14 protein-coding genes are annotated in these 26,513 nt (G+C 70.0%); 3 read left to right on the plus strand and 11 right to left on the minus strand.

Annotated features, from left to right (window positions below; all coding sequences use genetic code 11):
- Nucleotides 1-13 precede the first annotated feature (13 nt).
- From hrcA to AWC16_RS03945, 4 genes are read right to left on the minus strand one after another with little or no spacing between them, the layout of a single operon-like run.
- Nucleotides 14-1,057: a heat-inducible transcriptional repressor HrcA gene (gene hrcA, locus AWC16_RS03930; protein ID WP_085263480.1), complete on the minus strand. Its 1,044-nt coding sequence runs from the start codon at nucleotides 1,055-1,057 to the stop codon at nucleotides 14-16.
- Between the two features lie 53 nt (nucleotides 1,058-1,110).
- Entirely contained in the window at nucleotides 1,111-2,049 is a 939-nt protein-coding gene (locus AWC16_RS03935; RefSeq protein ID WP_308213312.1) for a LysR family transcriptional regulator, read from the minus strand.
- Nucleotides 2,050-2,060: 11 nt separating this feature from the next.
- Nucleotides 2,061-2,849, minus strand: coding sequence for an ethanolamine ammonia-lyase subunit EutC (gene eutC / locus AWC16_RS03940; protein WP_085263482.1), 789 nt, complete (start codon nucleotides 2,847-2,849; stop codon nucleotides 2,061-2,063).
- Nucleotides 2,846-4,258 carry an ethanolamine ammonia-lyase subunit EutB gene (locus AWC16_RS03945; protein ID WP_085263483.1) on the minus strand — a complete coding sequence of 471 codons (1,413 nt, stop codon included), beginning with the start codon at nucleotides 4,256-4,258 and terminating at the stop codon, nucleotides 2,846-2,848. The genes eutC and AWC16_RS03945 overlap by 4 nt, the downstream gene beginning before the upstream one ends.
- 214 nt (nucleotides 4,259-4,472) lie before the next feature.
- Here AWC16_RS03945 and hisN point away from each other — a divergent pair, with 214 nt between their 5' ends.
- The 3 genes from hisN to AWC16_RS03960 all read left to right on the plus strand — a co-directional run bounded on the left by hisN (nucleotide 4,473) and on the right by AWC16_RS03960 (nucleotide 8,564).
- Nucleotides 4,473-5,273 carry a histidinol-phosphatase gene (gene hisN / locus AWC16_RS03950; protein WP_085263484.1) on the plus strand — a complete coding sequence of 267 codons (801 nt, stop codon included), beginning with the start codon at nucleotides 4,473-4,475 and terminating at the stop codon, nucleotides 5,271-5,273.
- A gap of 364 nt (nucleotides 5,274-5,637) precedes the next feature.
- Complete coding sequence (locus AWC16_RS03955; RefSeq protein WP_085263485.1) at nucleotides 5,638-7,032, plus strand: pyridoxal phosphate-dependent decarboxylase family protein; 1,395 nt, start codon at nucleotides 5,638-5,640, stop codon at nucleotides 7,030-7,032.
- The gene (locus AWC16_RS03960; protein WP_085263486.1) at nucleotides 7,029-8,564 is read left to right on the plus strand and encodes a xylulokinase; all 1,536 of its coding nucleotides are present in this window, start codon (nucleotides 7,029-7,031) and stop codon (nucleotides 8,562-8,564) included. The genes AWC16_RS03955 and AWC16_RS03960 overlap by 4 nt, the downstream gene beginning before the upstream one ends.
- 36 nt (nucleotides 8,565-8,600) lie before the next feature.
- On the opposite strand, the gene AWC16_RS03965 is transcribed toward AWC16_RS03960, so the two are convergent.
- Genes AWC16_RS03965 through AWC16_RS03995 form a run of 7 tightly spaced genes read right to left on the minus strand, consistent with a single transcriptional unit; the run spans nucleotide 8,601 to nucleotide 26,310 of the window.
- A complete protein-coding gene (locus tag AWC16_RS03965; RefSeq protein WP_085263487.1) occupies nucleotides 8,601-8,831 on the minus strand; it encodes an MbtH family protein in 231 nt (76 codons plus the stop codon).
- Complete coding sequence (gene mbtG, locus AWC16_RS03970; protein ID WP_234812116.1) at nucleotides 8,828-10,168, minus strand: NADPH-dependent L-lysine N(6)-monooxygenase MbtG; 1,341 nt, start codon at nucleotides 10,166-10,168, stop codon at nucleotides 8,828-8,830. Before mbtG ends, AWC16_RS03965 begins: the two co-directional genes overlap by 4 nt.
- Entirely contained in the window at nucleotides 10,165-14,550 is a 4,386-nt protein-coding gene (locus tag AWC16_RS03975; protein WP_234812117.1) for a non-ribosomal peptide synthetase, read from the minus strand. Before AWC16_RS03975 ends, mbtG begins: the two co-directional genes overlap by 4 nt.
- Complete coding sequence (locus AWC16_RS03980; protein WP_234812118.1) at nucleotides 14,547-21,284, minus strand: non-ribosomal peptide synthetase; 6,738 nt, start codon at nucleotides 21,282-21,284, stop codon at nucleotides 14,547-14,549. Before AWC16_RS03980 ends, AWC16_RS03975 begins: the two co-directional genes overlap by 4 nt.
- The gene (locus AWC16_RS03985) at nucleotides 21,277-24,231 is read right to left on the minus strand and encodes an SDR family NAD(P)-dependent oxidoreductase (protein ID WP_085263489.1); all 2,955 of its coding nucleotides are present in this window, start codon (nucleotides 24,229-24,231) and stop codon (nucleotides 21,277-21,279) included. Before AWC16_RS03985 ends, AWC16_RS03980 begins: the two co-directional genes overlap by 8 nt.
- A complete protein-coding gene (locus AWC16_RS03990; RefSeq protein ID WP_085263490.1) occupies nucleotides 24,225-25,571 on the minus strand; it encodes a beta-ketoacyl [acyl carrier protein] synthase domain-containing protein in 1,347 nt (448 codons plus the stop codon). Before AWC16_RS03990 ends, AWC16_RS03985 begins: the two co-directional genes overlap by 7 nt.
- Entirely contained in the window at nucleotides 25,564-26,310 is a 747-nt protein-coding gene (locus AWC16_RS03995; RefSeq protein WP_085263491.1) for a thioesterase II family protein, read from the minus strand. Before AWC16_RS03995 ends, AWC16_RS03990 begins: the two co-directional genes overlap by 8 nt.
- Nucleotides 26,311-26,513: the final 203 nt, after the last annotated feature.

Here is a 26,513-nt window from a genome sequence, read left to right on the forward strand (position 1 = left end):
TGCTAGCCGGAGATCAGCGAGCCCCGAGCACTTCACCGATGTACATTGCAACCGCAGCGACACTGGCGATAGTTCCCGGATAGTCCATCCGGGTGGGGCCGAGCACCCCCATACCCCCGTACACGGTGCCCTGGGAACCGTAAGCGGTGGACACCACCGAGGCGCCGGCCATCTCCTGCGCCTCGGTCTCGTGACCGATGCGCACCGTGACTTTACCGGCTTCCTGCTGCACGGCCAGCAACCGCAGCACCACGACCTGCTCTTCGAGGACTTCCAGGACCGAGCGCAGCGAACTGCCGAAGTCGGCGGCATTGCGGGTCAGGTTGGCCGTGCCGCCCAGCAACAAGCGCTCCTCGCGGTGTTCGACCAGCGATTCCAGCAGCACCGTCGCCGAGCGCCCGACCGCGTTGGCGAGGCTGGGCGCCAGCCCGCTGCGGCCCTCCAGGTGCCCGGCGAGTTCGGCGACGGCGGTGGAGGCCGCAGAAATCCGCTTGCCGTCCAACGCGGCGCCCAGCAGCTCACGCAGCTGGCTGAGCTGGTGGTCGTCGATGGGATCACCGAGTTCGACGATGCGCTGATCGACCCGACCGGAGTCGGTGATCACGACCAGCAACAGCCGTGCCGGGGTGAGCGCGATCACCTCCAGGCGGCGCACCGTGGACACCGACAGGGTCGGATACTGCACGACGGCAACCTGGCGGGTCAGCTGGGCCAGCGTTCGCACCGCACGACGCAGCACGTCGTCGAGGTCGACACCGGAATCCAGGAACGACAGGATCGCCCGGCGCTCCGCGCTCGACAGCGGCTTGACGTCTTCGAGGCGGTCGACGAACTCGCGGTAGCCCTTCTCGGTGGGCACCCGCCCGGAGCTGGTGTGCGGTTGGGCGATGTAGCCCTCGGCTTCCAGCACCGCCATGTCGTTGCGGACGGTGGCCGGAGAAACCCCCAGGTTGTGCCGCTCGACCAGGGCTTTGGACCCGATCGGCTCCTTGGTGGCGACGAAGTCCGCGACGATGGCACGCAGTACCTCGAAGCGGCGGTCATCAGCCACGCCCATCGGTGTCACCTCCTGCTTCAAACGGCTAGGACGGCTAGGGGCCGTCCCCGATTTTACGGTGAAGACGCCAAGCGCCGGTGCTCGATGCTGTGCACGACGTCGGGCTCGGCGTCGCGCACCGAACAGGCGACGTCGACGAATCGGGCGACGAGCGGTGACGGCTCGTCGTCGGTCCAGCCGACCGCGATCGCCGAGCCCGGCCAGTCGTCGATCGGCAGGAACCGGACGCCGGTCGCCGGCATGAAGTGCGCGGCCGCCGCGCTGGTGATGGCGATGGCCGCGCCGGCGGCGACCATCTGCGCCTCCTCGGTGATCGAGTCGGTGCGCACGACCTCGACCCGTGTCGCATCGGTCCGCGCAGCCGCCAGGCTCCAGAACGCGTGATGGGTCTCATCGAGGCTGGACGACTGGGTGATCGGGTCATCGAGCAGATCGCGTACCGACACCGAGTCCCGTCCGGCGTGGCGGTGGGATGCGGAAACCATGGCGACGACGGGGTCGACCGCCAGGATCTCGGTCTTGAGGTTCGGTGTGCTCTGCGGCAGGCGCAGGAACGCGACGTCGGCGGCCCGCGACGCCAGGCCGGCCGAGGGGTCACTGACCTGGAACTCCCGCATCTCGACCACGACGTCGGGGTGGCGTTCCCGGAATTCGGCGATGATCGGCGCGGTCAGTTCCAGCGCCGCGCCCGGCACGTAGCCCAGCCGCAGTGTGCCGACCAGCCCGCGGGCGGCCTGTTGCGCGGCGGCGGCCGCGCCGTCGAGAGCGGTCAGTACCGCGCGCGCTCCCTCCAGGAAGACTTCCCCGGCCGGCGTCAGCGTCACGTTGCGGGTGTTTCGCTCGAACAGCTTGGCGCCGAGCTCGTCCTCAAGGTCCTTGATCTGGCGACTGAGCGCCTGCTGCGCCAGGTACACACGCGCCGCTGCCCGGCTGAAGTGCAGCTCCTCGGCGGCCACCACGAAGTGGCGCAGCTTTCGCGTGTTGATGTCGATGGTGCTCGATCTTAGGACAGCACGTGGCCGTCCAGCGTGGTTCGAATGTCGAGCGCACCCGCCGAGGTGGCCTTCAGGTCGACACCGGAGCGGCCCAGTCTTCGTGCGCCGGTGATCAGGGAGTCGATGACGTGGGCCGCCTCGCGGTAGCCGAGTCCCTCCGGGGGGTGCACGTTGGACACGCAGTTGCGTTCGGCGTCGGTGCGTCCCGGCCGCGGCAGGTGTGTCAGGTACAGCCCGACGCTGGCGGCCACCGACAATCCCGGTCGCTCACCGATCAGCACCACGACGGTCTGCACGCCCATCGCCTGGCCGATGTGGTCGCCGAGAGCCACCCGGGCCCCGGTGGCGATCACCGGTGCGGCGATGGTGCGATGGGCGCCCACGACGTCGGTCAACGCGCGCAGCAATTCAACGCCGTGTTCGGTAAGTGCCGCCGGAGACAGTCCGTCGCACAGCACGAAGCCCACTTCGGCTGCGCTAAAAGGAATCTCGCTCAGATCCTCGGGGAGGCGGCCGAGGTCGGGGCGCCGCAGATACTCGCCGCGGCTGTTGGCTCGGCTGGTCACGGCGACGGGCTCACCCAGCCCGACGCCGGCTACCCGTTGCGCCAGGAGCTGGAGGTCGAATGGTTGGCGCACGGCGTCACGGGCCAGGGCGTGCGCCGCCCTGAACTCCAGGATGCTGCGGGTGGGCTGGGCGTCGCCGGAGCGGCCGAGCCCGATCCGGGCCTGGGTGTGGCGGCGCAAGCTCTGCCAGATGTCTTGCGAATCAGCTGATTTCGGATGCACGGCGCTCATGCCGGTGCCGCCAGCGAACGCAACGGTGAGCGCTCCACCGCGTGCGGAAGCACCCGGCCGGACTCATCGGCCATGCCGAGCTCCTGTAGCCACGTCTCGAACTCGGGCGCCGGGCGCAGACCCAGCACCCGGCGCGCGTAGAGCGCGTCGTGGAAGGACATGCTCTGGTAGCCCAGCATCACGTCGTCGGCACCGGGCACGGTGATGACGAAGTTGCAGCCGGCAACGCCGAGCAGGGTGAGCAGGGTGTCGACGTCGTCCTGGTCGGCTTCGGCGTGATTGGTGTAGCAGACGTCGACGCCCATCGGCAGGCCGAGCAGTTTCCCGCAGAAGTGGTCTTCGAGCCCGGCCCGGGCGATCTGCTTGCCGTCGTAGAGGTATTCGGGTCCGATGAACCCGACCACACTGTTGACCAGCAGCGGGGAGAATTCGCGTGCGACCGCGTAGGCCCGGGTCTCCAGGGTTTGCTGATCGACCGGCCGGCCTCCGCTGCCCAGGTGAGCGTGCGCGCTCAGCGCCGAGCCCTGCCCGGTCTCGAAGTACATCACGTTGTCCCCGACGGTGCCGCGTTGTAACGAACGCCCGGCCTCGTTGGCGGCCCGCAGCAGATCAAGGCTCACGCCGAAGCTGCGGTTGGCGCCCTCGGTCCCGGCGATCGACTGGAACACCAGGTCGACTGGGACGCCCTGCTCGATCAGCTCAACGGTTGTGGTCACGTGTGAGAGCACGCAGGACTGCGTCGGGATCTGGTAGCGCAGTCGGATGTCGTCGAGCAGACGCAGCAGATCGGCGGTGGCCTGCGGCGAGTCGGTGGCCGGGTTGATGCCGATCACGGCGTCGCCGCAGCCGTGCAGCAGTCCGTCCAGGGTGGCCGCGGCCACACCGCGGGGGTCGTCGGTCGGGTGGTTGGGCTGCAGCCGGGTGGCCAGGCGGCCGGGCAGGCCCAGCGTGGTGCGAAACGCGCTGGTGACCGAGATGGCCCGCGCCACCGCGATCAGATCCTGATTGCGCATGAGTTTGCTGACCGCGGCCACCATCTCGGGGGTCAACCCGGGGCCGACTCGGCGCAGCGTGTCCGCCGCGGCCGGTGTGGCCGCCACCTCGAGCAGCCAGTCCCGCAGGCCGCCGACCGTCAGATGCGACACCGCCCGGTAACTCTCACGGTCGTGGCGATCGATGATCAACCGGGTCACCTCGTCGGTCTCGTACGGCACCACAAGGTCGTGCAGGAAGGTGTCCAGGCCGACGTCGGCGAGCGCCCACTGCGCCGCGGCTCGCTCGGCGTCGCTGCCGGCGGCACAGCCGGCGAGTTCGTCGCCGGAGCGCCGCGGGGTGGCCTTGGCCAGCAGGTCGATCAGCCCGTCGAAGCGGTAGGTGGTGCCGGCGAGCGTCTGCGTGTAGGTGGTCACCGCAGGCCCCTTCCCATCAGCCGGATCCCTCTGATCGAATCGACGGCGGCACGCGTGTCTGGCCAGAATAAATTCTTCGCGCCGATATGAGTCACGGGCGAAGAAAGGCACCCGCGGAGGTCAGTGTTGCATATCATCGGCGCGATCCCATAATTCAAGCCATTTCTCCGGCGGGCGCGGCAAAAACTCCATTCGGTGGTACTGTCCCCCGCCTATGGGAATTGCCGCGGCATCGACCGATGATGATCTGACACTGGCGCTGGGTCTGGCAGACCTCGCCGACGCCATGACCCTGGACCGATTCGGCGCGCTGGATCTGCGGGTGGACACCAAACCGGACCTCACCCCGGTCACCGACGCCGACCGCGCGGTCGAGGCCGCGCTGCGCGAGGTCCTGGCGCGGGATCGACCCGACGACGACGTCCTGGGTGAGGAGTTCGGCGGGACCGCGACGTTCAGTGGCCGCCAATGGGTGATCGACCCGATCGACGGAACCGAGAACTTCGTGCGCGGGGTGCCGGTGTGGGCCACCCTGATCGCGCTGCTCGACGACGGCGTGCCGCGCGTGGGCGCGATCAGCGCCCCCGCGTTGGGCAGACGGTGGTGGGCCGGGAGCGGCCTGGGTGCATTCGCCGCGGTAGACGGGGCGGAACCGCGTCGGTTGTCGGTGTCCGCGGTGGCCGAGGTGGGTTCGGCGAGTCTGTCGTTCGCCGGGCTCTCGCTGTGGGTGCACCGTGGACTGCGGGAGCGCTTTCTGGATCTGACCGACACCGTGTGGCGAACGCGCAGCTACGGCGACTTCTGGGCCTATTGCCTGCTCGCCGAGGGCGCGCTCGACATCGTCGCCGAGCCGGCGGTGTCGGTGTGGGACCTGGCGGCACTCGATGTGCTGGTTCGTGAGTCCGGTGGGATGTTCAGCGACCTGAGCGGCAACGCGGGACCGCACGGCGGCAGCGCGGTGGCCACCAACGCCCTGCTGCACGCGGCGGTGCTGGAGCGCCTGGGCGTGGCCTAGCGCCGGTCGCATCCCCCGGTTCGGATTAACAACAAAATATTGTCAATGCTGTAGCTTTTTGGTGTTGGAATTCTCGGCCGCGGTTTGAGATTCTGATATCACGGGCTGAATAAATGGTTCGGCATTTTCATTGCCCGCGTGCGGCCAGGCCATTCGAACGTGTGGGAGATCGTGAATTCACCATTTCATCGCCGGGTCGCTTCGGCCCTACCCGCGTGATACCGAACGGGTGAGCGGCGACGTGGTGTGACAGCGCCTCGACCGACCGTGGTTAGCTCTGCTATTGCGTGCGCGAACAACAACACGACAATCCCTTCGGTCCCTAGCCTGGAGGGGTTCTCAAAATGGAGGGTCTGCTCAAGCCATGTCCGACTTCCCCTATACGGACCGGTTCACGGTCAACCGCACGCTGCCCGAGCATGGCCGGCCGCGGGAGGAGGTGCTCGCGGAGCTGCGCGAGATGGCGCAGGCCGAGGACCCCACCTGGGAAACCGGCAAGGTATCCGGGACCATGTACTGCGGCGACCACGAGCACTACCGCTTCCTCGATGAGGCGTTCGGGCTGTTCGCCCACGTCAACGTGCTGCAACGCGACATCTGCCCGTCGGCGACCAAGTTCGAGGGCGAGATCATCGCGATGGCGCTGGACTTGATGCACGCCGAAGCGATCACCGACGGCAACCCGGCGGGCATGGTCACCACCGGCGGCACCGGCAGCATCATCCACGCGCTGCTGGCCTACCGCGAGCACGCCGCGCAGCACCGGGGCATCACCCGGCCGAACTTCATCAAGCCCGAGACCGGCCACCCGGCTTTCGACAAGGGCTGTCACCTGTTCGGCATCGAACTGCGCAAGGCGCCGATCGACCCGCACACGACCCAGGTCGACGTCGACTGGGTGGCGAACAACATCGACGAGAACACCATCGCGATCATGGGCTCGGCCTGCAACTACGGCTACGGCACCGTCGACCCGATTCCCGAGCTGGGGCAGCTGGCGTTGGAGCGGGGAGTGGGTCTGCACGTGGATGGCTGTCTGGGCGGGTTCGTGCTGCCGTTCGCGCAGGAGCTGGGTTATGACGTCCCGGTGTTCGATTTCCGGGTGCCGGGTGTCACCAGCATCTCCGCGGACAACCACAAGTACGGCTATGCGTTGAAGGGCGCCTCCACACTGTTGTTCCGCGACAAGGCCTACCGCAATTCACAGTACTTCTACCTGTTGGACTGGTCCGGCGGGAAGTACATGTCGCCGGGCATCGAGGGTTCCCGCTCGGGCGGATTGATCGCCGCAGCGTGGGCGTCGATGGTTCAGCTGGGCCGCGAGGGATACCGCAACTACGCCAAGGCCATCCTGGACACCGCGTCGGCCATGCAGTCGGCGGTGCGCAGCCACCCCGAGCTGAAGATCATGGGTGACCCGACGTTCTGCTTCAGCTTCCGCTCCGACGAGTTCGACATCTACCACGTCGCCGACGCGATGAAACCCAAGGGCTGGCGGTTCAACGGTCAGCAGTACCCCAATTCGATCCACATGGCCGTCACGCGGCCGCAGACCCAGCCCGGTGTGGTCGCGGCCTTCGCCGCCGACCTCGACGACGCGGTCGAGTACGCCAAGAAGAAGACCGCCGCCGGCGAGGCACCGGTCAGCGCGGCGGTCTACGGCGGTATCCCGGGCGGGCTGACCGACGAGGCCGCCCAGTTCATCGAGGGGTTCATGGAGCAGATGCTCGACACCCAGCAGTCGCTGCCGCCCGTATGAGCCGCGCTGACCGCGTCGTTCTCGCCGTCGACCTCGGCACCGGCGGCCCCAAAGTCGGTTTCGTGTCGCTGGACGGCACCGTGCTCTGGTCGGACCTGGTCGAGGTCTCGACCGACTACGGGCCGGGCGGGGCGGCCACCCAGGATGCCGGTCTGTGGTGGGAGATCATCCGCGAAGCCACTCGGCGCGGGCTGACCCAGAGCGGGGTGCGCGGCGAGCAGGTGGCCGGGGTGTCGATCACCGGGCAGTGGGCCAGCACCATCCCGGTCGACGCCGACGGACGGCCGGCGGGTCCGTGCGTGATGTGGATGGACACCCGCGGTGCGCCCTACAGCCGCAAGGCATTCGGCGGCCCGGTGGCCGGCTACCGGCCACGGGCTCTGCTGAGCTGGCTTCGTCGCAACGGCGGCATCCCCTCGCCCAGCGGCGACGACCCGGTCGGCCACATGCTGCATCTGCAGCATGGTGACCCGGCGACTTTCGGCGCGGCTCGCTGGCTGCTGGAGCCGGTCGACTACCTCAGCATGTGTTTCACCGGGCAGGCCGCGGCATCGCGGGCCTCGATGATGGGCGCCTGGCTCACCGACAACCGGAACCTGGCGGTGCTCGACTACGACGACGTGCTGGTGCGCCGAGCCGGTATTGACCGGGCGAAGCTGCCGCCGCTGGTGCCGACCGGTTCGATCATCGGCCCGGTGGCGCCGGCGGTCGCCGCCGAACTGGGCATATCGCCTGCCGCGCAGGTGGTTACCGGGACCCCGGACCTGCACAGCGCGGCGGTGGGTTCCGGCGCGGTACGCCACGGCGAGCTGCACCTGACCCTGTCCACCACGTCGTGGATCAGCTGCCCGGTGGCGTTCAAGAAGACCGATGCGTTGCACCAGCTGGCCACTGTTCCGGGCCTGGACCCGTCCTCCTACCTGCTGGTCAACAATCAGGACACCGCCGGGCGGGCGTTGCAATGGTTGCGCGACAACGTTTTCGACGATCTCGATTATGACGCGCTGACCGAGATTGCGGCGGGTGCACCGGCCGGCTCCAACGGGGTGATCTTCACTCCCTGGCTCAAGGGCGAGCGCTCTCCCATCGACGATCGCGACGCCCGCGGCGGCTTTCACAACCTGTCGCTGGGTACCACCGGCGCGGATCTGGTGCGCGCGGTGCTCGAAGGGGTGGCCTACAACAATCGTTGGCTGCTCGACTACGTGAACAAGTTCGCACCCAATGCCGGGCCGATCCGGATCGTCGGCGGCGGGGCACGTTCAGAACTGTGGTGCCAGATCGTCGCCGACGTGTGCGGGCGGACCTGCGAGCGGGTGGCCGACCCGTTGAATGCCCAATTGCGCGGCGCGGCGCTGTTCGCCGGTATCGGCATGGGCGAGCTGCATCGCGACGAGTTGCACGACCTGATCCCGCTCGACGGTGTCTTCGAGCCGAATGCCGCCCACCGCGGGGTGTATGACCGGCTCTTCGCCGAATTCCCGCGGCTCTACAAGGCGCAGAAGGGCATCTTCGCTCGGCTCAACCGCTGAACTGTAACCGCATCGAAAGCAGTGCCCAGCGGCCGGCTATCCCCGTTCGGCCGCCATGGCGTCACGAAGACTCTTGGGCCGCAGGTCGTTCCAATGCGCTTCGACGTACTCCAGGCAGGCCGCCCGAGCGGCGCCCTGCTCACCCCCGTAGACCACCCGCCATCCGGCGGGAACGTCGGCGAAGGTGGGCCACAGACTGTACTGCTCCTCGTCGTTGATCAGCACGTAGAAGCTGCCGCTCTCGTCATCAAAGGGATTGGTGCTCATCGGTTCTCCTCGGTGTCGGCAACGCGAGCAGTCGCAGAATCGCACGCGGCGGAGCCGTCGAGTGCGATTCTGCGTCTGCTCGCGGGGGAAATGAGTGGCGCAGCGGACAGGTGGGGGCCCAGGACCCGGTCGGACAGCAGCCCCAGACAGCTCAGGTTGGGGAAACCGGGGCCCTGGGTGAGGCCGGCCAGGTTGGGCAGGAAAAGTTTCGGCGTGACGTCGGTGACGGCCAGGTCGTGGCCGATCGCCTCGGCCAGTCGGTCCCCGGACAGCGGACCGCCCAGCCCCAGTTCCAGCAGATCCAAGGTGTCCTGTCCGAACAGCGACACGAACCACAGCGGGTCGGCCCCGGAGCCGTCGATCACCAGGTCGAAACCGTGTACGGTCTCGAAGTTCTCGCCACCGCGGTTGGTGCTCAGCGTCAGGCGGATTCGGCCGTCCCGGGCAACGGCGTGCGCGACCCGGCCCCGCAGGTGGCGGATCCGGTCATCGGCCAGCAGCGCATCCTGCACGCGCGCCGAGAACACCCCGCGGTCGGTGCGGGCCAGCGCATCCCGCCGCTCGGCCAGAGTCAGCGCGGTCCAGTCGATGGGGTCGGAGAACAGCGTGTTCTCGAAGAAGCCCTCTCCTCGGGTGAACAGCGTCACCTGCGGGGAGATCACGGTGATGGTCGAAACCCGGTGCCGGAAAAGCTCGTTGAGCATCGATGCGGCAGTCTCACCGCCACCGATGACGGCGACGCGCTCTGCGCTGATCCGATCGGCAGCGGCCCGATGCCAGAACTGGGCGATGGAGAGCACCAACGGATTGCCGGGCAGGATCGACTTCTCGGCCTGGCCGGGCCCGGTGATCATCACCGCGTCGGCGGCCACCTCGGTCTCACGGGTGTGCAACACCCAGCCGGCGCCGTCGACCCCCAGCCGCTCCACCTCCCCGGGGATCACGGTCAGCGCCACCGCGTCGGCCACCCAACGCAGGTACTGGCTCCACCTCAGATGCGTCGGGGCCGGCCGGCCCCGGTCCACCCACTCGGCGAACTGTCCGGTGGCGATCAGATAGGACTGCCAGCTGTAACGCGTCATCCGCTCGTCGAGTTCCGCGTTGCGGCCGGCCACCAACGCCGAGCGGTACGGGAAGCCGACGTCCTTCTCCGGGCTGGTGCCCAGCCGGTGCGCGCCGTCGGTCCACCCCCCGGCCGCGCGCCAGTTGGCGGCCACCTCGGTGCGCTCCACGGCGACCACATCGGGTGTGGCGACGCCCATCTCGCGCAGCACCGCGGCTTTCGCGGCCACCGCCACCGCTTTGGCTCCCGCGCCCACCACCGCCAGCGTGCTCATCGCAGCTCCTCCACCAGATCGCCGAGGCTCTCGACGAACAACCCTTGCAGCTCCGTGATCTCGGCCTCGCCGAGGATGTCGGGCAGGGTGCGCCACTGGGTCATCAGCGACTGGCCCGCCCCGACGTCGGCCACCGCGGCGAAGATGCCCAGTTCGTGACGCACCGCCTGGCCGGGTTCTGGCACCGACGGCAGCCCGGCGATCAGGTCGGGGGCCAGGGCCGGCCCGCCCGCGGCCCGGTCGACGCGTCCCAGGTAGTTCAACAACAGCTGGGGGCCGGGATAACCGGCCAACCGCTCGGCGGTGTCGGCGCGCAGGTAGGCCAGCAGACCGTAATCGATGCCCCCGCCCGGGATCTCAGCCAGTGCCCGGGCGACTCCGGCCGGGTCGGCCTGCGGCACCCGCAGCGGGTAGATCGCGGTCAGCAGCCCGGCGATATCGGCGGTGTCGACCCCGGAGACCACATCCTCGGCACGCCCGTGGGTCTCCAACGCCAGCAGCGGCGCCGTCCCGGCCTGTCCGCGACGGGTCCGCCAGGTGTTGATCATCCGCGCGGTCGCCACCACCAGCAGGTCATGCATCGGAACCTGCGCGGCCAACAGCGCAGCGGTGATCGTCGGGTCGGTGACGGACACCGACACCGTGAGGTCACCGGCGCGGTCGCGGTCCGGGTCGACGCGGCGGGCGCCCAGCTGCGGATCATCGCCGTCCAGTTGGGCGGCCCAGAACTCCACGGTGTCCAGGGATTGCGCCCGTGCGGTCAATGCGGCCGCCCAACGCCGGTAGCCGCTGCGTTCCGGCAGCGGCTCCGCCCCGGCCAGGGCGGCGTGCAGTTCACCCAGGATCACCTGCCACGACACCGGGTCCAGCGCCAGCACATGCGCGCCGAGCAGCAACACTCCCGCGCCGTCGGGACCTCGTAGCCAGATCGCCCGCACCATGACCCCGGCTTCCGGGTCCAGGCTCGCCAGCAGCCGGGTGCCGTGCTCGGTCACCACGGAAAGATCGGCCTGGTCGACGGTTATCTCGGTCAGCACGTCGACGGGCTCGATCGGGTGCAGCGTCAGCTCGACCGGGTCCAGGCGGGCGCGCAGCAGCGGGTGCGCGGCGACGATCGCGGCCAGCGCTGCCCGCAGCTGTCCCGGATCGATGTCGGCCGGCAGCCGCACCGCCTCAACCTGACCGAGCCGGCGCGGGCTGCCGTACTGGTAGAGCCAGCGGCCGGCGGGCAGCAGTGGAATCGGACCGTCATCGGCGACCGCAGCGCCGTCGTGAGCGGCTTCGTCGACCTCGCGATCCAGGGCCGCGGCCAGGTCCCGAATCGTGATGCAGCTCAAGACCGTCCGTGGACGCAGCGGCAGCCCGCGCCGTCGCGCCGACCGAACCATCGAGAGCGCGACGATACTGTCCAGGCCCAGCTCCCGCAGATCGGTCTCAACGCCGGGAGTCGCACCGTCGAAGACTTCGGCGAGCAGTTCCACCAGGGCCCGCTCGGTGTCGGTTGCCGCTTCGGTGCCGCCGCCGACAAAGGGGCCGGATGATGCGAGGAGCTCCGCCAGCTTTTCCGTGTCCAGTTTCCCGTTGGCGGTCAGCGGCATGGACTCGACCACGATGATCCGGGCCGGAATCAGGTAGGCGGGCAGCCGGGCGCCGACCTCGGCGCGCACCCGGGTGGCGTCGGCGTGCGCGCCGGTGACGAACCCGGCCAGTTGTGTTCCGGTGGGCCCCGGCACGGGGAGCACCGCCGCGGCGGTCACCCCCGTCGCCGCGGCCAGCGCCGCCTCGACTTCGGCGATCTCCACTCGGTAGCCGCGGACCTTGACCTGGTCATCGGCGCGGCCCAGGTAGACCAGGCTGCCGTCGGCGCGACGCCGGACCAGGTCGCCGGTGCGATACATCCGGCCGCCGGCACGGAACGGGTCGGCCACGTAGCGGGCCGCGGTCGCACCGGCCCGGCCCAGGTAGCCGCGGGTGACCTGCTCACCGGCCAGGTAGAGCTCACCGGCCACCGCGTCGGGGACCTCTCGCAGCCCGGAATCCAGCACGTAGGCCGTCATGCCGCGCACCGCTTCGCCGATCACCGGCACCTCGGTGTCGGCAACATCGGCGACGACGGCCTCCACGGTGGTTTCGGTGGGCCCGTAGCAGTTGTGCACCGCCACTGAAGACGCCGCGGAGACCGCGCGCAGCCGCGCCCAGGTGTGCGGCGCGATGGCCTCGCCGCCGAGCGCCAGCACGGTGAGGCGGTGGTCGGATCCGGCGCCGAGCAGGCCCGCGTCGAACAGCTGGGTGAACATCGACGGCGAGGTGTCGATCATGTCCAGCCGGTGCCGCCGGATGCCGTCGATGATCGCCTCGGCGTCGCGCATCTCCTCGGCCGAGAACAGGTGTACGGTCTGTCCGCCCAGCAGGCCGACCAGCGGTTGCCAGCTCGCGTCGAAGCTCAGCGACCAGGCGTGCGCGACGCGCAGTGCCCTGCCCAGCCGGGCCATCGCCGGCGCGTACATGCGCTGCTGGTGGTCGGCGAAGTACGACGCCAGCGCCCGGTGGGTGCCGATGACGCCCTTGGGTTCCCCGGTGGAACCGGAGGTGAAGATGACGTAGGCGGCCGAGTCGGGGTGGATCGTCGCCGGCGTCGGCCGCTGCAGCGCGCCGTCGGAGCGCAACTCGGCAAGCATCTCGGCGGTGAGCGTCAGCTTCGGGTCTGATTGGCGCAGAATCGATTCGATTCGGGGGGCCGGCAGGGTGACGTCGACCGGAACGTAGGCCGCACCGGTCTGCAGCACCGCTAAGATCGCGACGATCGAATCCAGTGAGCGGGCCAGTGCGATCGCGACCCGGTCTTCGGGACCGATCCCCCGCCCCGCCAGTGCCCGCGCCAGCCGGCGTGATTCGGCCGCCAGTTCGCGGTAGGTCAGCGTGCGGTCCTCGCCGGTGAGCGCGAAGCGGTCCGGATATGCGGCAACGGCTTCGGCGAACAGTGCCGGCACCGCCGTGGCGGGCTGCGGCGCCGGCTCGGCCCGGCGGGTCCGCTCGGCGGGCAACAGCACGTCCAGGTCGGCGATGCGGGGCCGTGCCGGGTCGACCAGTTGGCGCAGCACCTGCAGCAGCCGCTGTCCCAGATCGGGAATCGACAACTCTCCCAACGCATCCGGTACCGCCTCGAGCAGCACGCTCAGCCGGCCCTCGCGGGGCGGGTAGCTGACCAGGGTCAGCGGGTAATGCGTGAGGCTTTCCACCGTGACCGGGATGAAGCGCACGCCGTCGGGGGTGGTGACTCCGGCCGTCGCCGAGCCGATCGGGGCGTTCTCGAATACCAGCAGGGTGTCGAAGACGGCGTTGCCGGCCGCCCGTTGCACCGTCGACAGGCTCAGGTACCCCAGGTCGCGCATGGTGGCGGTATCGCGTTGCAGCGCTTGGCAGGTGGCGACCACGTCAGCACCGGGCGGGCTCGCCGCGACCACCGGCACGGTGTTGATGAACAGGCCGACCATGGACTCGACGCCGGTGAGCTGTTGCGGACGGCCCGACACCACCGCGCCGAACGCCACCTCGGTCCGGTCGGTGAGCCGGCCGAGCAGCACCCCCCAGGCGAACTGCAGCACGGTGTTCAGGGTCAGACCGTTCCGGCGGACCCACTCCGTCAGCCGGGCGGTGTCGTCGCTGTCCAGCACCACCTCGTGGGCCTGCGGGACCGCGCCGCCCACCACCGCCGGCTCGCCGTCGGCCAGGATGGTCGGGGCGCTCAGCGGGGCAAGGTAGTCGCGCCAGGCGGCGACGGCTTCATCGGTGTCCTGGCTCGCCAGCCAGCCGATGTAGTCGCGGTAGGGGCGCGGCGGGGGCAGCGGGTCAACACCGCCGGCGCGGTAGATCGCCACCATTTCGTCGAAGAACACCGCCATCGACCAGCCGTCGAGCAGCAGGTGGTGCACGGTGAGGATCAGCCGGTGCTGGTCGGGCGCGGACTGGACCAGCAGGAATCGCAGCAGCGGCCCGCGGGCCAGGTCGAAGTTGGTGGTGCGCTCGGTACGTGCGATCGTGTCGAATTCACTTGGTGCGGCGCTGATCTCTCGCCACGGGACGCTGACTGACACCGGCACGATCTGTACCGGGTGCGGTAGGTCGACGTCCCAGAACGACGCCCGCAGGTTGGCGTGCCGGGCGAGCATGGCCTGCGCGCTACGGCGCAGCAGCGCGGCGTCGACGGTTCCGACGATGTCGATCACGAACTGCACCGTGTAGACGTCCACACCGTCGTCGACCTCACCGGCGAGTTTGGCCAGCGAGAACAGCCCCTGCTGCAGCGGGGAGAGTGCCAGCACGTCCTCGATCGACGGCCCGGCGGCGCGCCGCGCCGCCGTGTCGGTCACAGCTTCCGTCACGGCGAATCACCCCATGCCGCCGTGAGATCGGCCAGCGCGTCGCTGCTCAGGCCCGAAACACTCATCGGCTCGAAGGCCGTGTCGGCGGGCGCGGGCGCTGAGCCGGCCTCGGCCTGGGCGTCGGCGGCGGCGGCCAGTTCGGCGAACGTCGGATGCTCGAAGATCATCCGCGGATCGATGCCCAGACCGGCCGCACGCGCCCGGGCGGCCAGTTGCACCGAGAGGATGCTGTCGCCGCCGAGTTCGAAGAACCCGTCGCTGCGCCCAATCGCCTGGACACCCAACAACTCCGCGCAGATACCGGCCAGGGTCCGTTCGGTCGCGGTGACCGGCGGGTCGGCCTCCCCGCGGGTGGCCACCGTCGGCTGGGGCAGCGCGGGCCGGTTCAGTTTCCCGGAGTCGGTGAGCGGCATGGCTTCCAGCACGGTCAGCGACGACGGCACCATGTAACCCGGCAGCGTCGCGGCCACGGCCGTGCGCACCGAAGCGATGAATTCCGCCGCATCGGCGACCGGGCCGGCCGGCACCAGGTAGCCGGCCAACGTGGTGACACCCCGCTGCTCCCAGGTGCGGGCGGCCGCCGACGCCACCCCGGGCGCCCCCCGCAGCGCGGTCTCCACCTCGGCCAGCTCCACCCGGAAACCACGCACCTTGACCTGGTGGTCGGTGCGGCCGACAAACTCCAGCACCCCATCGGTGCTCCAGCGGGCGCGATCCCCGCTGCGGTAGAGCCGGTCGCCGGGCGCGTTCGAGAAGGGGTTGGCGACGAAGCGGGTTGCGGTCAGCCCCGGCCGCTTCCAGTAGCCGCGCACGATCTGCGGGCCGGCGTAGTAAACCTCGCCGACCACACCGGGCGGCACCGGTTGCAGCGCGTCGTCAAGCAGGTAGGCCTGCGCTCCCGGAATGGGCCTGCCCAGTTTCGGTGTGGGAGGGGCCAGTTCGCCGCGCACCACCGCGCCGGAGGTCTCGGTGGCACCGAAGTTGTTGAGCAGCTGAGTCTTCGAGTCCAGTACCTCGCCCAGCCGGGCCAACAGGTCCGCCGAGACGGGTTCGCCGCTGCACACCAGACGGCGCAGACCGCGCAGCGCCCCGCCGGGTTCATGCGGCGGTCCCAGCTTCGGCTCTCCTCCGTCGAGCCTCGCTGAACCGCCGGAATCGGCCAGCACCGAAACCAAGCTGGCCACCGCCGTCACCTGCGCCACCCGCTTATCCACGATCAGCCGGGCCAGCGCCTCGGGGTCGCGGAACTCGTTGTCGTCGGCCAGGATCATGGTCGCCCCGGCGGCCAGCCCGGCCAGCATCTCCATGCCGCCCTCCAGGAACGTCATCGACGACTGGGCCAGCCGGATGTCCTCGCCGTCCACCGGGTAGTGGGCGAGCTGCCAGTTCAGTCGGGCGCTCATGGACCGGTGCGTGCCCAGCACGCCCTTGGGCACGCCGGTGGAGCCGGAGGTGAACACCAGAAACATCGGGTCGTCCGGTTGCGGCACCGGAAGATCCGCGCCGGTAACGTCTTTCGCCAATTCGGCCTGCACGTCCGCGTCGTCCAGACACAGCAGCGTCACGCCGTCCGTCTCCGGCATCGCGCCCCGGGTGGCCGCGCTGACCATGATGACCTTCGGCGCAACATCATCGATCATGAACTCCAGGCGCTGACGCGGGTAGCTCGGGTCCAGCGGGAAGTAGCCCGCGCCGGCCTTCATGATGCCGACCAGCGCGACCGGCAGGTCGAGGTCGCGACGCACCGACAGTCCCACCAGTGTTCCGGGCTGCACACCGGATGCGATCAGCAGTTCGGCGAGCCGGTCGGAGCGGTGGTGCAGCTGCGGATAGGTCAGCTCTGCTCCGGCGCAGCGCGCCGCGACGCCGGCGAAGTTCCGGCTGGCCGCAAGCACTTCGGCGATGGTGCGCGGCGCATCTTCGGGCGCCTCGGCACCGCGGCTCCACTGGCGCAGGATGCGGTCGCGTTGCTCGTCGTCGACCAAGGTGATGTCACGCAGCGTCCGCCCCGGTTCGGCTGCCATCGCCGCGAGCACCCGGCCCAGCCAGTCGGCCAGCCGCGCCACGGTGGCGCGTTCGTAGAGGTCGGTGCGGTAGATCAGGTGGCCGTCATAGCCGGCACCCTCGGCGTCGGCCGTGGTGAACAGGTTGACCGACAGGTCGGCGTGCGCGATGTCGAACGTCGGCATCACGGTGCGGAACACCAGGTCACCCTCCGGGCCGCTGTTGATGACGTGGGTGACGTCGGCGGCGTCGCGGACGTGGACCACCACCTGGAACAGCGGGTTGCGCGACAGCGTCCGGACCGGGTTGAGCGCCTCCACCAGCCGGTCGAACGGCAGGTCGGCATGCGCGTAGGCGCCCAGTGCGGCTTCCCGCGCCCGGGACACCACCTCGCGCAGTGTCGGATTGCCCGACAACCGGTTTCGCAACACCACGATGTTGACGAAGAAGCCGACCAGGTTGTCCAGTGCGTTGTCGGTGCGTCCGGCGATCGGCACCCCGAGCGGGATGTCGTCGCCGCTGCCGGCCAGGTGCAGCAGCACCGCAACTGCGGCCTGCACCACCATGAACTCGGTGGCGCCGGTCTCCCGGGCCAGCGCCGCCAGCCCGGCCCGCACCTGCGGCGTCACGGTGAACGGGATCGAATCGCCGGAGCCGTTCGCGGTGGCCGGGCGCGGAAAATCCGGCCGGGGCCCGGTGTCGTCGGCCAGGCCGGCCAGCTGCTCGATCCAGTAGCGGCGCTGCGCGTCGATCAGCCCGGACTCGTCGCGCAGCAGCTCGGCCTGCCAGTGCGCGAAGTCCGCGTACTGCAATGCGGGTGGCTCCCACGACGGCGGTGCGCCGGCGGCCCGGGAGCGGTACGCGATCAGCAGGTCGGTGAAGAGCACCTCGACCGACCAATGGTCGGCGGCGATGTGATGCACCACCAGTGACAGCACCCGTTCATCGCCGGGCAGGTGCAGCAGCGCTGGCCGGATCGGCCAGTCCCGCTCCAGGTCGAACACCACGCCCCGCTGCTCTTCGAGCCGGGCTCGGGTCCACTCCGCGACCGCCGCGGGATCGGTTTCCGGACAGGTGAATTCGGCTACCGGCACCGGCGCGGGCGGATTGATGACCTGGTGGGGCATCCCGTCGATCTCGCAGAACGTGGTGCGCAGACTCTCGTGGCGGGACACCACGTCCCCGATGGCGGCGATCAGGGCGGCGGTGTCGCAGGGGCCGGTGAGCCGGGCCGACAGCGGAATGTTGTCGCCGGTGGCATCCGGGTTCAGCCGGTAGGCGAACCAGGTGCGCAGCTGCGACGCCGACACCGGAAGGTTCCCGGAGCGCGGCACCGCGTCCAGTGCCGGACGGCCCTGCCCGTGCTCCCCGTCCTGCGCGGCCGGTGCCCGGTCGATCGCGGCGGCCAGCCTGGCCACCGTGCTCGCCTCGAAGATGTCGCGGATGCCGATCTCCACCCCGCAGCGGGCGCGGATCGATGCCACCAGTTTGGTGGCCAGCAGTGAGTGGCCGCCGAGGTCGAAGAACGAGTCGTCGGCGCCGACCTTGTCACGCCCGAGAAGTTGCGAGAACAGCTGCGCCACCGTGTGTTCGGTGTCGGTCTGCGGCTCCCGGTACGGCATGGTCTCGATCGGCTGCGGCTCCGGCAGGGCAGCGCGGTCGATCTTGCCGTGAGCGGTGATCGGGATGTCATCGACCACCACGTAGGCCGCCGGGGCCATGTATTCGGGCAATGCAGCGGCCACCCGGGCCCGGATCCGCGGAATCTCCACGGTTTCTTCGGCGGCGCCCTGCTCGTTCGGTGTCAAGTAGGCGACCAGGCTGCGGCCCAGCGCGGGCAGATCGGACACCACCACCACGCACTGTCCGACGCTGGGGTCCACCGAGATCGCCGAGGCCACCTCGCCGAGCTCGATCCGGAAACCGCGGACCTTGACCTGGTCGTCGGCGCGGCCGATGAATTCCAGGTCACCGGCGGCATTGCGCCGGGCCAGGTCACCGGTGCGGTACATCCGCATGCCGGGCGCCCACGGATCGGCGACGAAGCGGTCGGCGGTCAGGCCGGGGCGGTCGAAGTAGCCGCGGGCGACATGTGTTCCGCCGATGTAGATCTCGCCGATCACCCCGACCGGCACGGGCGCCAAGGCGTCGTCGAGCAGCCGGATGGTGGTGTTGATGTTGGGGCTGCCGATCGGCACAATCCGGCTGCCCTGGGTGCCTTCGACCTTGTATCGAGTGGAGTTGACCACCGTCTCGGTGGGGCCGTAGAAGTTGTGCAGCAGCGCATCGAAGGTGGCGTGGAACTTGTCCGCCAGCTCGCCGGGCAGCGGTTCGCCACCGATCGGGATGCGCCGCAACGTGCGCCACTGATTCACGCCGGGCAGCGACAGGAACAGGCCCAGCAGCGACGGCACGAAGTGCATGGCCGTGACGCCCTCGCGCTGCAGCAGGTCGGTCAGGTAGCCGATGTCGCGCAGTCCGTCCGGCCGTGGGATCACCAGCCGGGCACCGTTTCCCAGGGTGCCGAACAATTCGCCGACCGACACGTCGAAGCTCGGTGAGGCGACCTGCAGCAGCACGTCGGTGTCGTCGATGCCGTACTCGTCGCCGAACCAGGTCAGGTACTCGGTGATCGGAGCGTGGGATACCTCGACGCCTTTGGGCAATCCGGTCGACCCCGAGGTGTAGATGAGGTAGGCGAGATTCTCCGGTCGCAGCGGACGTACCCGGTCCGCGTCGGTCGGGTCGGTGTCGGGCAGGCCGGCCAACTCGGCCGCGTCCAGAGGCTCGCGCAGCACCGCCGCCGCCCGGGCGTCGCCGAGGATGAATTCAATTCGGTCCGGCGGATATTCGGGGTCGACGGGCACATAGGCGGCACCGGCCTTGGCGATGCCCAGCGCGGTGACCACCAGATCCAGCGAGCGGCCGAACAGCACCGCGACCTTGTCCTCGGTGCCGATACCGGCCCGGATCAGGTGGTGCGCGATCCGGTTGGCGCGGGCGTTGATCTCGGCGTAGCTGTAGCGGCCGTGATCGTCGACGACGGCGATGGCGTCCGGGGTGAGCGCAGCCCGGTCGGCCACCAGGGTGCCCAGCGTGGCCGGCGCCTCGGAGGACAGCGTGTACTCCGGTCCGCGGGACACCGCGTCCAGCCAGGCGCGATCGGCATCGCCGAGCATGTCCAGCTCGCCGACGCATGCCCGCGGTTGCGCCACGGCGGCAGCCAGCAGCTGCACCAGGTGCCGCAGCAGCTGGTCGACCAGCGCCTCGTCGAGCACGTCGTGCAGGTATTCGGCTTCGATCAGCGCGCCGTCAGGGCCGGCCTCCACCATGATTCCCAGCGGCAGCTGGGCGACCTTTCCGCGGTAATCGGCTCGGGTGCAAGTGATCCCGTCCGGCTGGAAAGCGTTCCAGTTCGCCCCGCGGAGCCCGAAGCTGAGCCGGGTGAGTCGTTCCACTCCCCCGTGTCGGCGGTCGGGGTTGAGTTCGCGCACCACCCGGTCGAGGTTGATGCCCTGGTGGCCGAACGCGCCCAGCGCGGTGTCGCGGGTGCGCTCCAGCAGGTCGGCGAATCGATCGGACGCGCTGACCCGGGCGCGCAGCACCACGGTGTTGCCGAAGTAGCCGATCGCGTCCTCGGTGCCGGCAGTTCGGTTGAGCACCGGTGAGGCGATGAGGAAGTCGTCGGTGGCCGTGTAGCGGTGGATCAGTGCGGTCAACGCGGCGGCGATCACCATGTAGGGCGTGGCGCCGTTGCTGCGCGCCAGGTCGGCGATGCCGTCCATCAGCTCGGCGGGCAGGGCCCGGGTGCACAGGCCGGAGCGCAGGGTACGGGGCACCGCCGAACCCCGCGGACCGGGCAGCTCCAGCGGGTCCGGTGGATCGGCCAGCAGATTGCGCCAGTAGTTCAGCTCCGCGTCGTGGTTGGAGCTCGGTGGCGACGGCACGACGTTCACGGGTGGGCGGGCGGCGAACGCCTCGGGGTCGGTGTAGGCGGCGGTCAGGTCGGCGAAGAATGCCGCCCAGGAGGCGTCGTCCCAGGCGATGTGGTGGGCCACCAGCAGGAGAATGTGTTCGTCCGGCCGTACTCGGACCAGGGTGAGCCGCAGCGGGGCATCGGATTCCAGCCGGAACGGGGTGGCGAACTCACGCTGGGCGAGCACCTCCAGCCGCAGCGCCCGGGCTTGTTCGGCCAGATCGGACAGGTCGTGTGTGGCGAAGCCGGGGGTGACCTCGGCGAGCACCGCCTGGGGTTCACCGGCGTCGTCGACGGAATAGACGGTGCGCAACACCGGGTGCCGGGCGGCCACCGCGGCCAGCGCGGCCCCCAACCGGGCGCCGTCCAGCGGCCCGGTCAGCCGGTAGGAGAGGGCAATGTTGGCGACGGTGCCGTCCGGGTCGAGGGCTTGGACGAACCACATCCGACGCTGACCGTCGCTCATCGTCAACGGTCCGGCGGCCGGCGCGCTGGTGGCCAGCCCGCGTTCGGTGAGCCGGCGGCGCAGCAGTTCCAGCCGCCGCTCGCGGGAGTTGCTCGCCTGGTCGACGGTGTCATGCGGCGGTTCCAGCTTCGCCTCTCCTCCGTCGAGCCTCGCTAAACCGCCGGTGTCATGCGGCGGTTCCAGCTTCGCCTCTCCTCCGTCGAGCCTCGCTGAACCGCCGGTGTCATGCGGCGGTTCCAGCTTCGCCTCTCCTCCGTCGAGCCTCGCTAAACCGCCGGTGTCAGTCATGGGTGAATACAGTCCTTTCGCATCGCCCGGCCGGCGCTGCGTCATCACGCAGCGCCGCCGTCAGCTGGGCTCCGGTCATTCCGGCCAGCAGTGGACCGAGCGCCACTCGCCGGCCGGTCGCCCGTCCCAGTCGCTTACGCAGATCCAGCGCCAGCAGTGAATCCAGGCCGAGATCGACCAGGGCCCGGTGCATGTCGATGTCGTCCGTCCCGTCCAGCCCGAGCACCGTCACCAGTTCGGCGGCCACCACCTCGGCGACCGGACGGTCCGCTGTGTAATCGGTCGGCGATGTCACCAGCGACTCGTCGAACGGCAAGGGCACGCCCTGACTGTCGAAGAACACCGCCAGCCGGTCGAAGTCGGCGGTCAGGATCACCGGATCGCTCGGCTCGGCGACCAGCCCGGCGGTGATCGCGGCCTCGGGTGGCATCGGTGTGAGCCCGGTCCGGGCGATCCGGTCCTTCTCCTCGCCGCGGACCACGGCCACGCTCTCCCATAGGCCCCACCGGACAGCGCTGGCGTTGCGGCCCTGCGTCCGCAGCCGGGCAACCAGGGCGTCGGCCATCCGATTGGCCGCCGCGTACAGGCCGTGCCCCGACCCGCCCCACAGCGCCAACACCGACGAACAGACCAGCACCCGGGCGTCGGCGTGCAGCGGCCAGCACCGCGCCAGGTTGTCCAGTCCGATCACCTTGGCGCCGAGCGCATCCCGAACGTCGGCTCCGGTGATCTTCTCGACGGCAACGGCTTCCGCCGATGCGGTGTGTACCAAGAGCCCGGCCGGCTCGGGACGGTGTTGCGCGATCACCGCCGCGAGTGCCGCGTCGTCGGTGATGTCGCACCGGATCGCGGTGATTCGGGCGCCGGTGCGCGAGCGCAGCGCATCCAGCTGCGCCGCAACGGCATCACCGGCCCCGCTGCGGCTGAGCAGGACGAGGTTGCGAGCGCCGCGTTCGGCGCAGAACGCCGCGTAGGCCATCCCGATGGCACCGGTGCCACCGCTGATCACCACACTCTCCGGGATCGCGGGCAGCGCCCGGGCGGCCGGGGATTGGAGCAACCGGCGCACCGCGAGCTCTCCGGAACGCACCGCGACCTCGGTGTCGGTCAGCGAGAGTACGGCGACCGCGGCGCGCACGTCCGCCGCGGTGGGCTGCACCGGCAGATCCAGGTGTGCGAACGTCTGGTCGGGGTAGCCGAATCCGACGCTGCGGTGCAGCGCTGCCAGCGCGGCAGCGCCCGGGCGCGGTGCCGGATCACCGTCGAGGCATTCGGCGCCACGGGTCAGCAGCCATACCCGGCGGCAGTTCGGTCCGGGCGCCACCGCGGCCTGGCCGGCCGCCTGACCGGCGAATTCAATTGCTGCCGTGGCGATATCAGCTTCGTCAGCGGCCGGAGCCACCAGCAGGAGCAATTCGGCGGCGGCGGGGTCCACCGCCTCGGCATCAGAGGCATCCAGGACCGCCAACAGCTGGTCGGTCAGATCAGGCGCCCCGCCGGTGTAGTCGATGACGGCTACCCGCGCGGGCCGCTGGCCCGGATCCCCGACCGGTAGCCAACGCTCGCTCATGACCACCGGCAGCCGATGCCGCTGCGGGGGCGGTTCGGGGGCGGCCCACAGTCTGGTGGTGTGCATCGGGGCATGCGGGAAATGACGCAGCGGTGCGCCGGCGTCCTCCCGCACGAAGTCTCGCCATCGGTAGCCGGGATCGGCGATCGCCGCGGAGGCGATGTTGGCTGCCAGTGCCTCGTCGGCCAGGTGGTCACGGTCGGTACTGCCCAGCACCTGTGCGGTGTCCGCGGTGTCGCCGAGCGCGACGAGCAGGGTGGGATGCGCCGACATCTCGATGAACGTGGTGACACCGCGCGCCACCGCGGCGGCGGTGGCCAGGTCGAACCGGACCTGCCTGCGCAGATTGTCAAACCAGTACTGCCGGAACGCTACTGCATCCGGGATCGGCCCACCGTACACCGAGCCGATGAATTCCACCGGGGTGCTGTGGAATTGCGCGTCGGGAAGCTGCCCGATCATCCGGTCCCGCAGGGCCTCCAGGGCGCTGGTGTGGCCGGGATAGCGCACCGGGAGTTCGCGGGCGAACACCCCACGCCGTCCGGCGCACTCCAGCATCTGCTCTACTGCGGCCCATTCGCCGGAGACGACCACCGATTCGGGCCCGTTGACCACCGACAGCTCCAGCCAGCCGGAGATGTCGGTGATGATCTCGGCGGCCACCTCGGCGCTCAGGGCGATCACCGCCATACCGAATCGATCCGGTGCCTGCTCGGCCAGCTGGTCGGTCAACTGCGCCCGTGCGGCCACCACCGCCACCGCGGCGTCCAGGTCGACCACCCCGGCGGTGTAGGCGGCGGCGAGCTCGCCGAGGCTGTGGCCGACGGTGATGTCGGGCAGTACACCGAAATGCCGCCAGGTGGCGGCCAGCGCGGCGGCGTGGGTGAACTGTGCGGCCTGCACCACCACCGGATCGGTGCGGCGGTCGTCGGTGCCGCGCAGGTAGGCCAGCGGCGAGCCATGACCGGCGCGCCGGAAGGCGTCATCGCAGCGATCCGCCTCGGCGCGGTAGGCGTCGATGCCGAACAGGTCGGCCCCCATGCCGGGCCACTGGTTGCCCTGGCCGGGGAAGACGAACGCGGTGCGGGTGGGCTCCTGATGATGCGATCGGGCCACCAGCGGGTGGTCGACGCCGTGGTACACCGCGTCAAGGCCACCGATGAGCTCGGCGGTGTCCCGGGCCCGGATCACCGCACGGTAGCGGCGCACCGGGCGGGTGGCCCGCAGGGTCCGCGCGACGGCCCCGACCGCGGCGGGGCGCCGGCGCAGGTAGCCCGCCAGCGCGCCGGCCTCGGCGGCCACCAGGTCGCGGGCGTGCGCCGAGATCAGCACCGGGATGCGGCCGTCGGGCAGGACGGTGGGGTGGCTGCTCAGCACGGCACCGCTGCCTGGGAATTTTGGTCCGCTGCGTCCATCGCGACGATCAGGTGCGCGTTGGTGCCGCTCATCCCGAACGCCGAGACCGAGCCGATCCGGCGCCCGTCGGCGGCCGGCCAGGCGGTGATGGTTTCGGCCAGCGTGATGCCCCCGCCGACCCCGCCGTCCCAGTCGATGCCGTCGTGCCAGCCGTCGCGCACATGCAGGGTGGGCGGGATCGCCTCGTGCTCGGCGGCCAGCAGCACCTTGGTCAGGCCGAGTGCGCCCGCTGCGGCCTGGGTGTGGCCGATGTTGGACTTGACCGAACCGAGTCGCGGGCCGGCGCCTGGGTTCGTCTCGGTGCCGTAGACGTTGATCAGCGACCGCAGTTCCACGGGATCGCCGACCCGCGTCCCGGTCCCGTGGCCCTCGATCATCCCGACCTGGGTGGGGTGCAGGCCGGCTTCGTTCAGGGCGTGCCGGAACAGTCGCTGCTGGGCCTGCTCGCTGGGCGTGAGCAGGCCGGTGGTGTGGCCGTCCTGGTTGAGCCGGCTGGCCAGCACCTCGCCGTAGATGTGCCGGTGCTCGCGCAGCGCAGCCGATTTCCGTTGCAGCACAAAAATTCCTGCGCCTTCGGCCCACACCGTTCCGGTGGCGGCAGCGCTGTAGGGCCGGCAGTGGCCGTCGTCGGACAGCGCGTGCTGCTTGGAGAACTCGACAAAGAATCCGGGCGAGCCCATCACGCAGACCCCGCCGGCGAGCGCCATGTCGGCGTCACCGCTCTGGATCGCCCGTACCGCCAGGTGCACAGCGGACAGCGCCGATGAGCAGGAGGTGTCGACGGTGATGGCCGGACCCGCCAGCCCGAGGACGTAGGCGACGCGACCGGAGATCACCGACAGCGCCGTACCCGGCAGCAGATGACCGCTGTGGTCGGTGAACTGCGCCATGTCCGGGCCGTAGCCGGTGACCGACGCGCCGAGATAGACGCCGACGTCATGGCCGCTGAGTTCCTCGGGGTTGATGCCGGCGTCCTCAAGGGCTCGCCAGGCCACCCGCAGCGCAACCCGTTGCTGCGGGTCCATCGCGATGGCTTCGCGCGGTGCGATGCCGAAGAATCCGGGATCGAATTCGGTGGCACCGGTCAGGAATCCGCCGACGTTGCAGATGGGTTTGAAGCCGTCGCGGTGCGAGCCCTCGATGAGTTCGCGCACCGCCCAATCCCGGTCCTCCGGGATGGCGCTCAGGGCCTCACGGCCCTCGGCCAGCAGCGACCAGTATTCCTCGGCGGTGTCGATTCCACCGGGCGCCTCGACACCGAGGCCGGTGATGACGACCGGGTCCTCGGGCCGGTCAGTCATCGGTGATGATCCGCTTCGCAAGGGTCTCGATGTGCTCGTAGTGGTAGAAGTGCCCGCCGTCGTACATCGACACCGTGCATGCGCCGGTGGTGTGGTCGGCCCAGCGCTCCAGCAGGTCGGTGCCCACCCGCTCGTCGGACCGGCCGCCCAGCACGTTGATATCGCCGGCAATGGTGGCCTCGGGTGCACACCGGTAACGGTTGAAGGCCAGGTAGTCCGCGCGCACCGGGGTCAGCAGCAGGGAGAGGAATTCCTGGTCGGCCAGCAGCCGCGGATCGGTGCCGCCCAGTTCGGCCAGTTCGGCGCGCAGTTCGGCGTCGCCGGTGGGCAGCTTGCGCAGCCCGGCCACCAAGCCCGGCGCCGGTCCCGAGGAGGCCCACAGTCGCTGAATCTCGATGCCTCGCTCTTCGGCGATCCGGGCGAACTCGAACGCGACGATCGAGCCCATGCTGTGGCCGAACAGTCGCAGGGGGCCGAGCTGATGCCAGGGCCCGGCGTCGAACAGGCTGCGGGCCAGCTCCGGCAGGGTCTCGGCGGGGGGTTCCCGAAACCGGTCGGCACGCTGCGGATACTGCATGACGTAGGTGTCGGCACCGGTGGCCAGCGCCAGCGCCAACGGGCGGTAGTTCACCGCCGCGCCGCCGGCGTGCGGGAACACCAGAGTCGCGGCGCCGGGCCCGGCAAAGTGGCCGATCCAGGACGGGAAGCCCGCGGCGGCCGAGGTGTCGTCGACGGCCATCCGATCCCCTCGCATGTGTTAGTAAAGGCTGCCCTAATTCCCCCGCGTCAGGTTACCCCCATCAGGGGCGGGCCGGAAATCCGGGCACCGCGGCGCCGGCCCCCGACCCGCCCTCTGCCGGTCCTAGGCCCGCCGCTGCGCCGAGCGTGCACTGAGCCCGATCTCGTGGCGATTTTTCCGGGCTGATTACACGTTCGGCGAAG

The organism is Mycolicibacter longobardus (assembly GCF_002102265.1).
GTDB classification, from domain to species: Bacteria; Actinomycetota; Actinomycetes; order Mycobacteriales; family Mycobacteriaceae; genus Mycobacterium; species Mycobacterium longobardum.

What these genes read in the sequence shown, in the direction of transcription:
- AWC16_RS03980 (WP_234812118.1), bottom strand. Translation starts at nt 21,284, where the DNA reads ATGACTGACACCGGCGGTTTAGCGAGGCTCGACGGAGGAGAGGCGAAG.
- mbtG (WP_234812116.1), bottom strand. Translation starts at nt 10,168, where the DNA reads ATGAGCACGCTGGCGGTGGTGGGCGCGGGAGCCAAAGCGGTGGCGGTG.
- eutC (WP_085263482.1), bottom strand. Translation starts at nt 2,849, where the DNA reads ATGAGCGCCGTGCATCCGAAATCAGCTGATTCGCAAGACATCTGGCAG.
- AWC16_RS03960 (WP_085263486.1), top strand. Translation starts at nt 7,029, where the DNA reads ATGAGCCGCGCTGACCGCGTCGTTCTCGCCGTCGACCTCGGCACCGGC.
- AWC16_RS03955 (WP_085263485.1), top strand. Translation starts at nt 5,638, where the DNA reads ATGTCCGACTTCCCCTATACGGACCGGTTCACGGTCAACCGCACGCTG.
- AWC16_RS03995 (WP_085263491.1), bottom strand. Translation starts at nt 26,310, where the DNA reads ATGGCCGTCGACGACACCTCGGCCGCCGCGGGCTTCCCGTCCTGGATC.
- AWC16_RS03965 (WP_085263487.1), bottom strand. Translation starts at nt 8,831, where the DNA reads ATGAGCACCAATCCCTTTGATGACGAGAGCGGCAGCTTCTACGTGCTG.
- hrcA (WP_085263480.1), bottom strand. Translation starts at nt 1,057, where the DNA reads ATGGGCGTGGCTGATGACCGCCGCTTCGAGGTACTGCGTGCCATCGTC.
- hisN (WP_085263484.1), top strand. Translation starts at nt 4,473, where the DNA reads ATGGGAATTGCCGCGGCATCGACCGATGATGATCTGACACTGGCGCTG.
- AWC16_RS03990 (WP_085263490.1), bottom strand. Translation starts at nt 25,571, where the DNA reads ATGACTGACCGGCCCGAGGACCCGGTCGTCATCACCGGCCTCGGTGTC.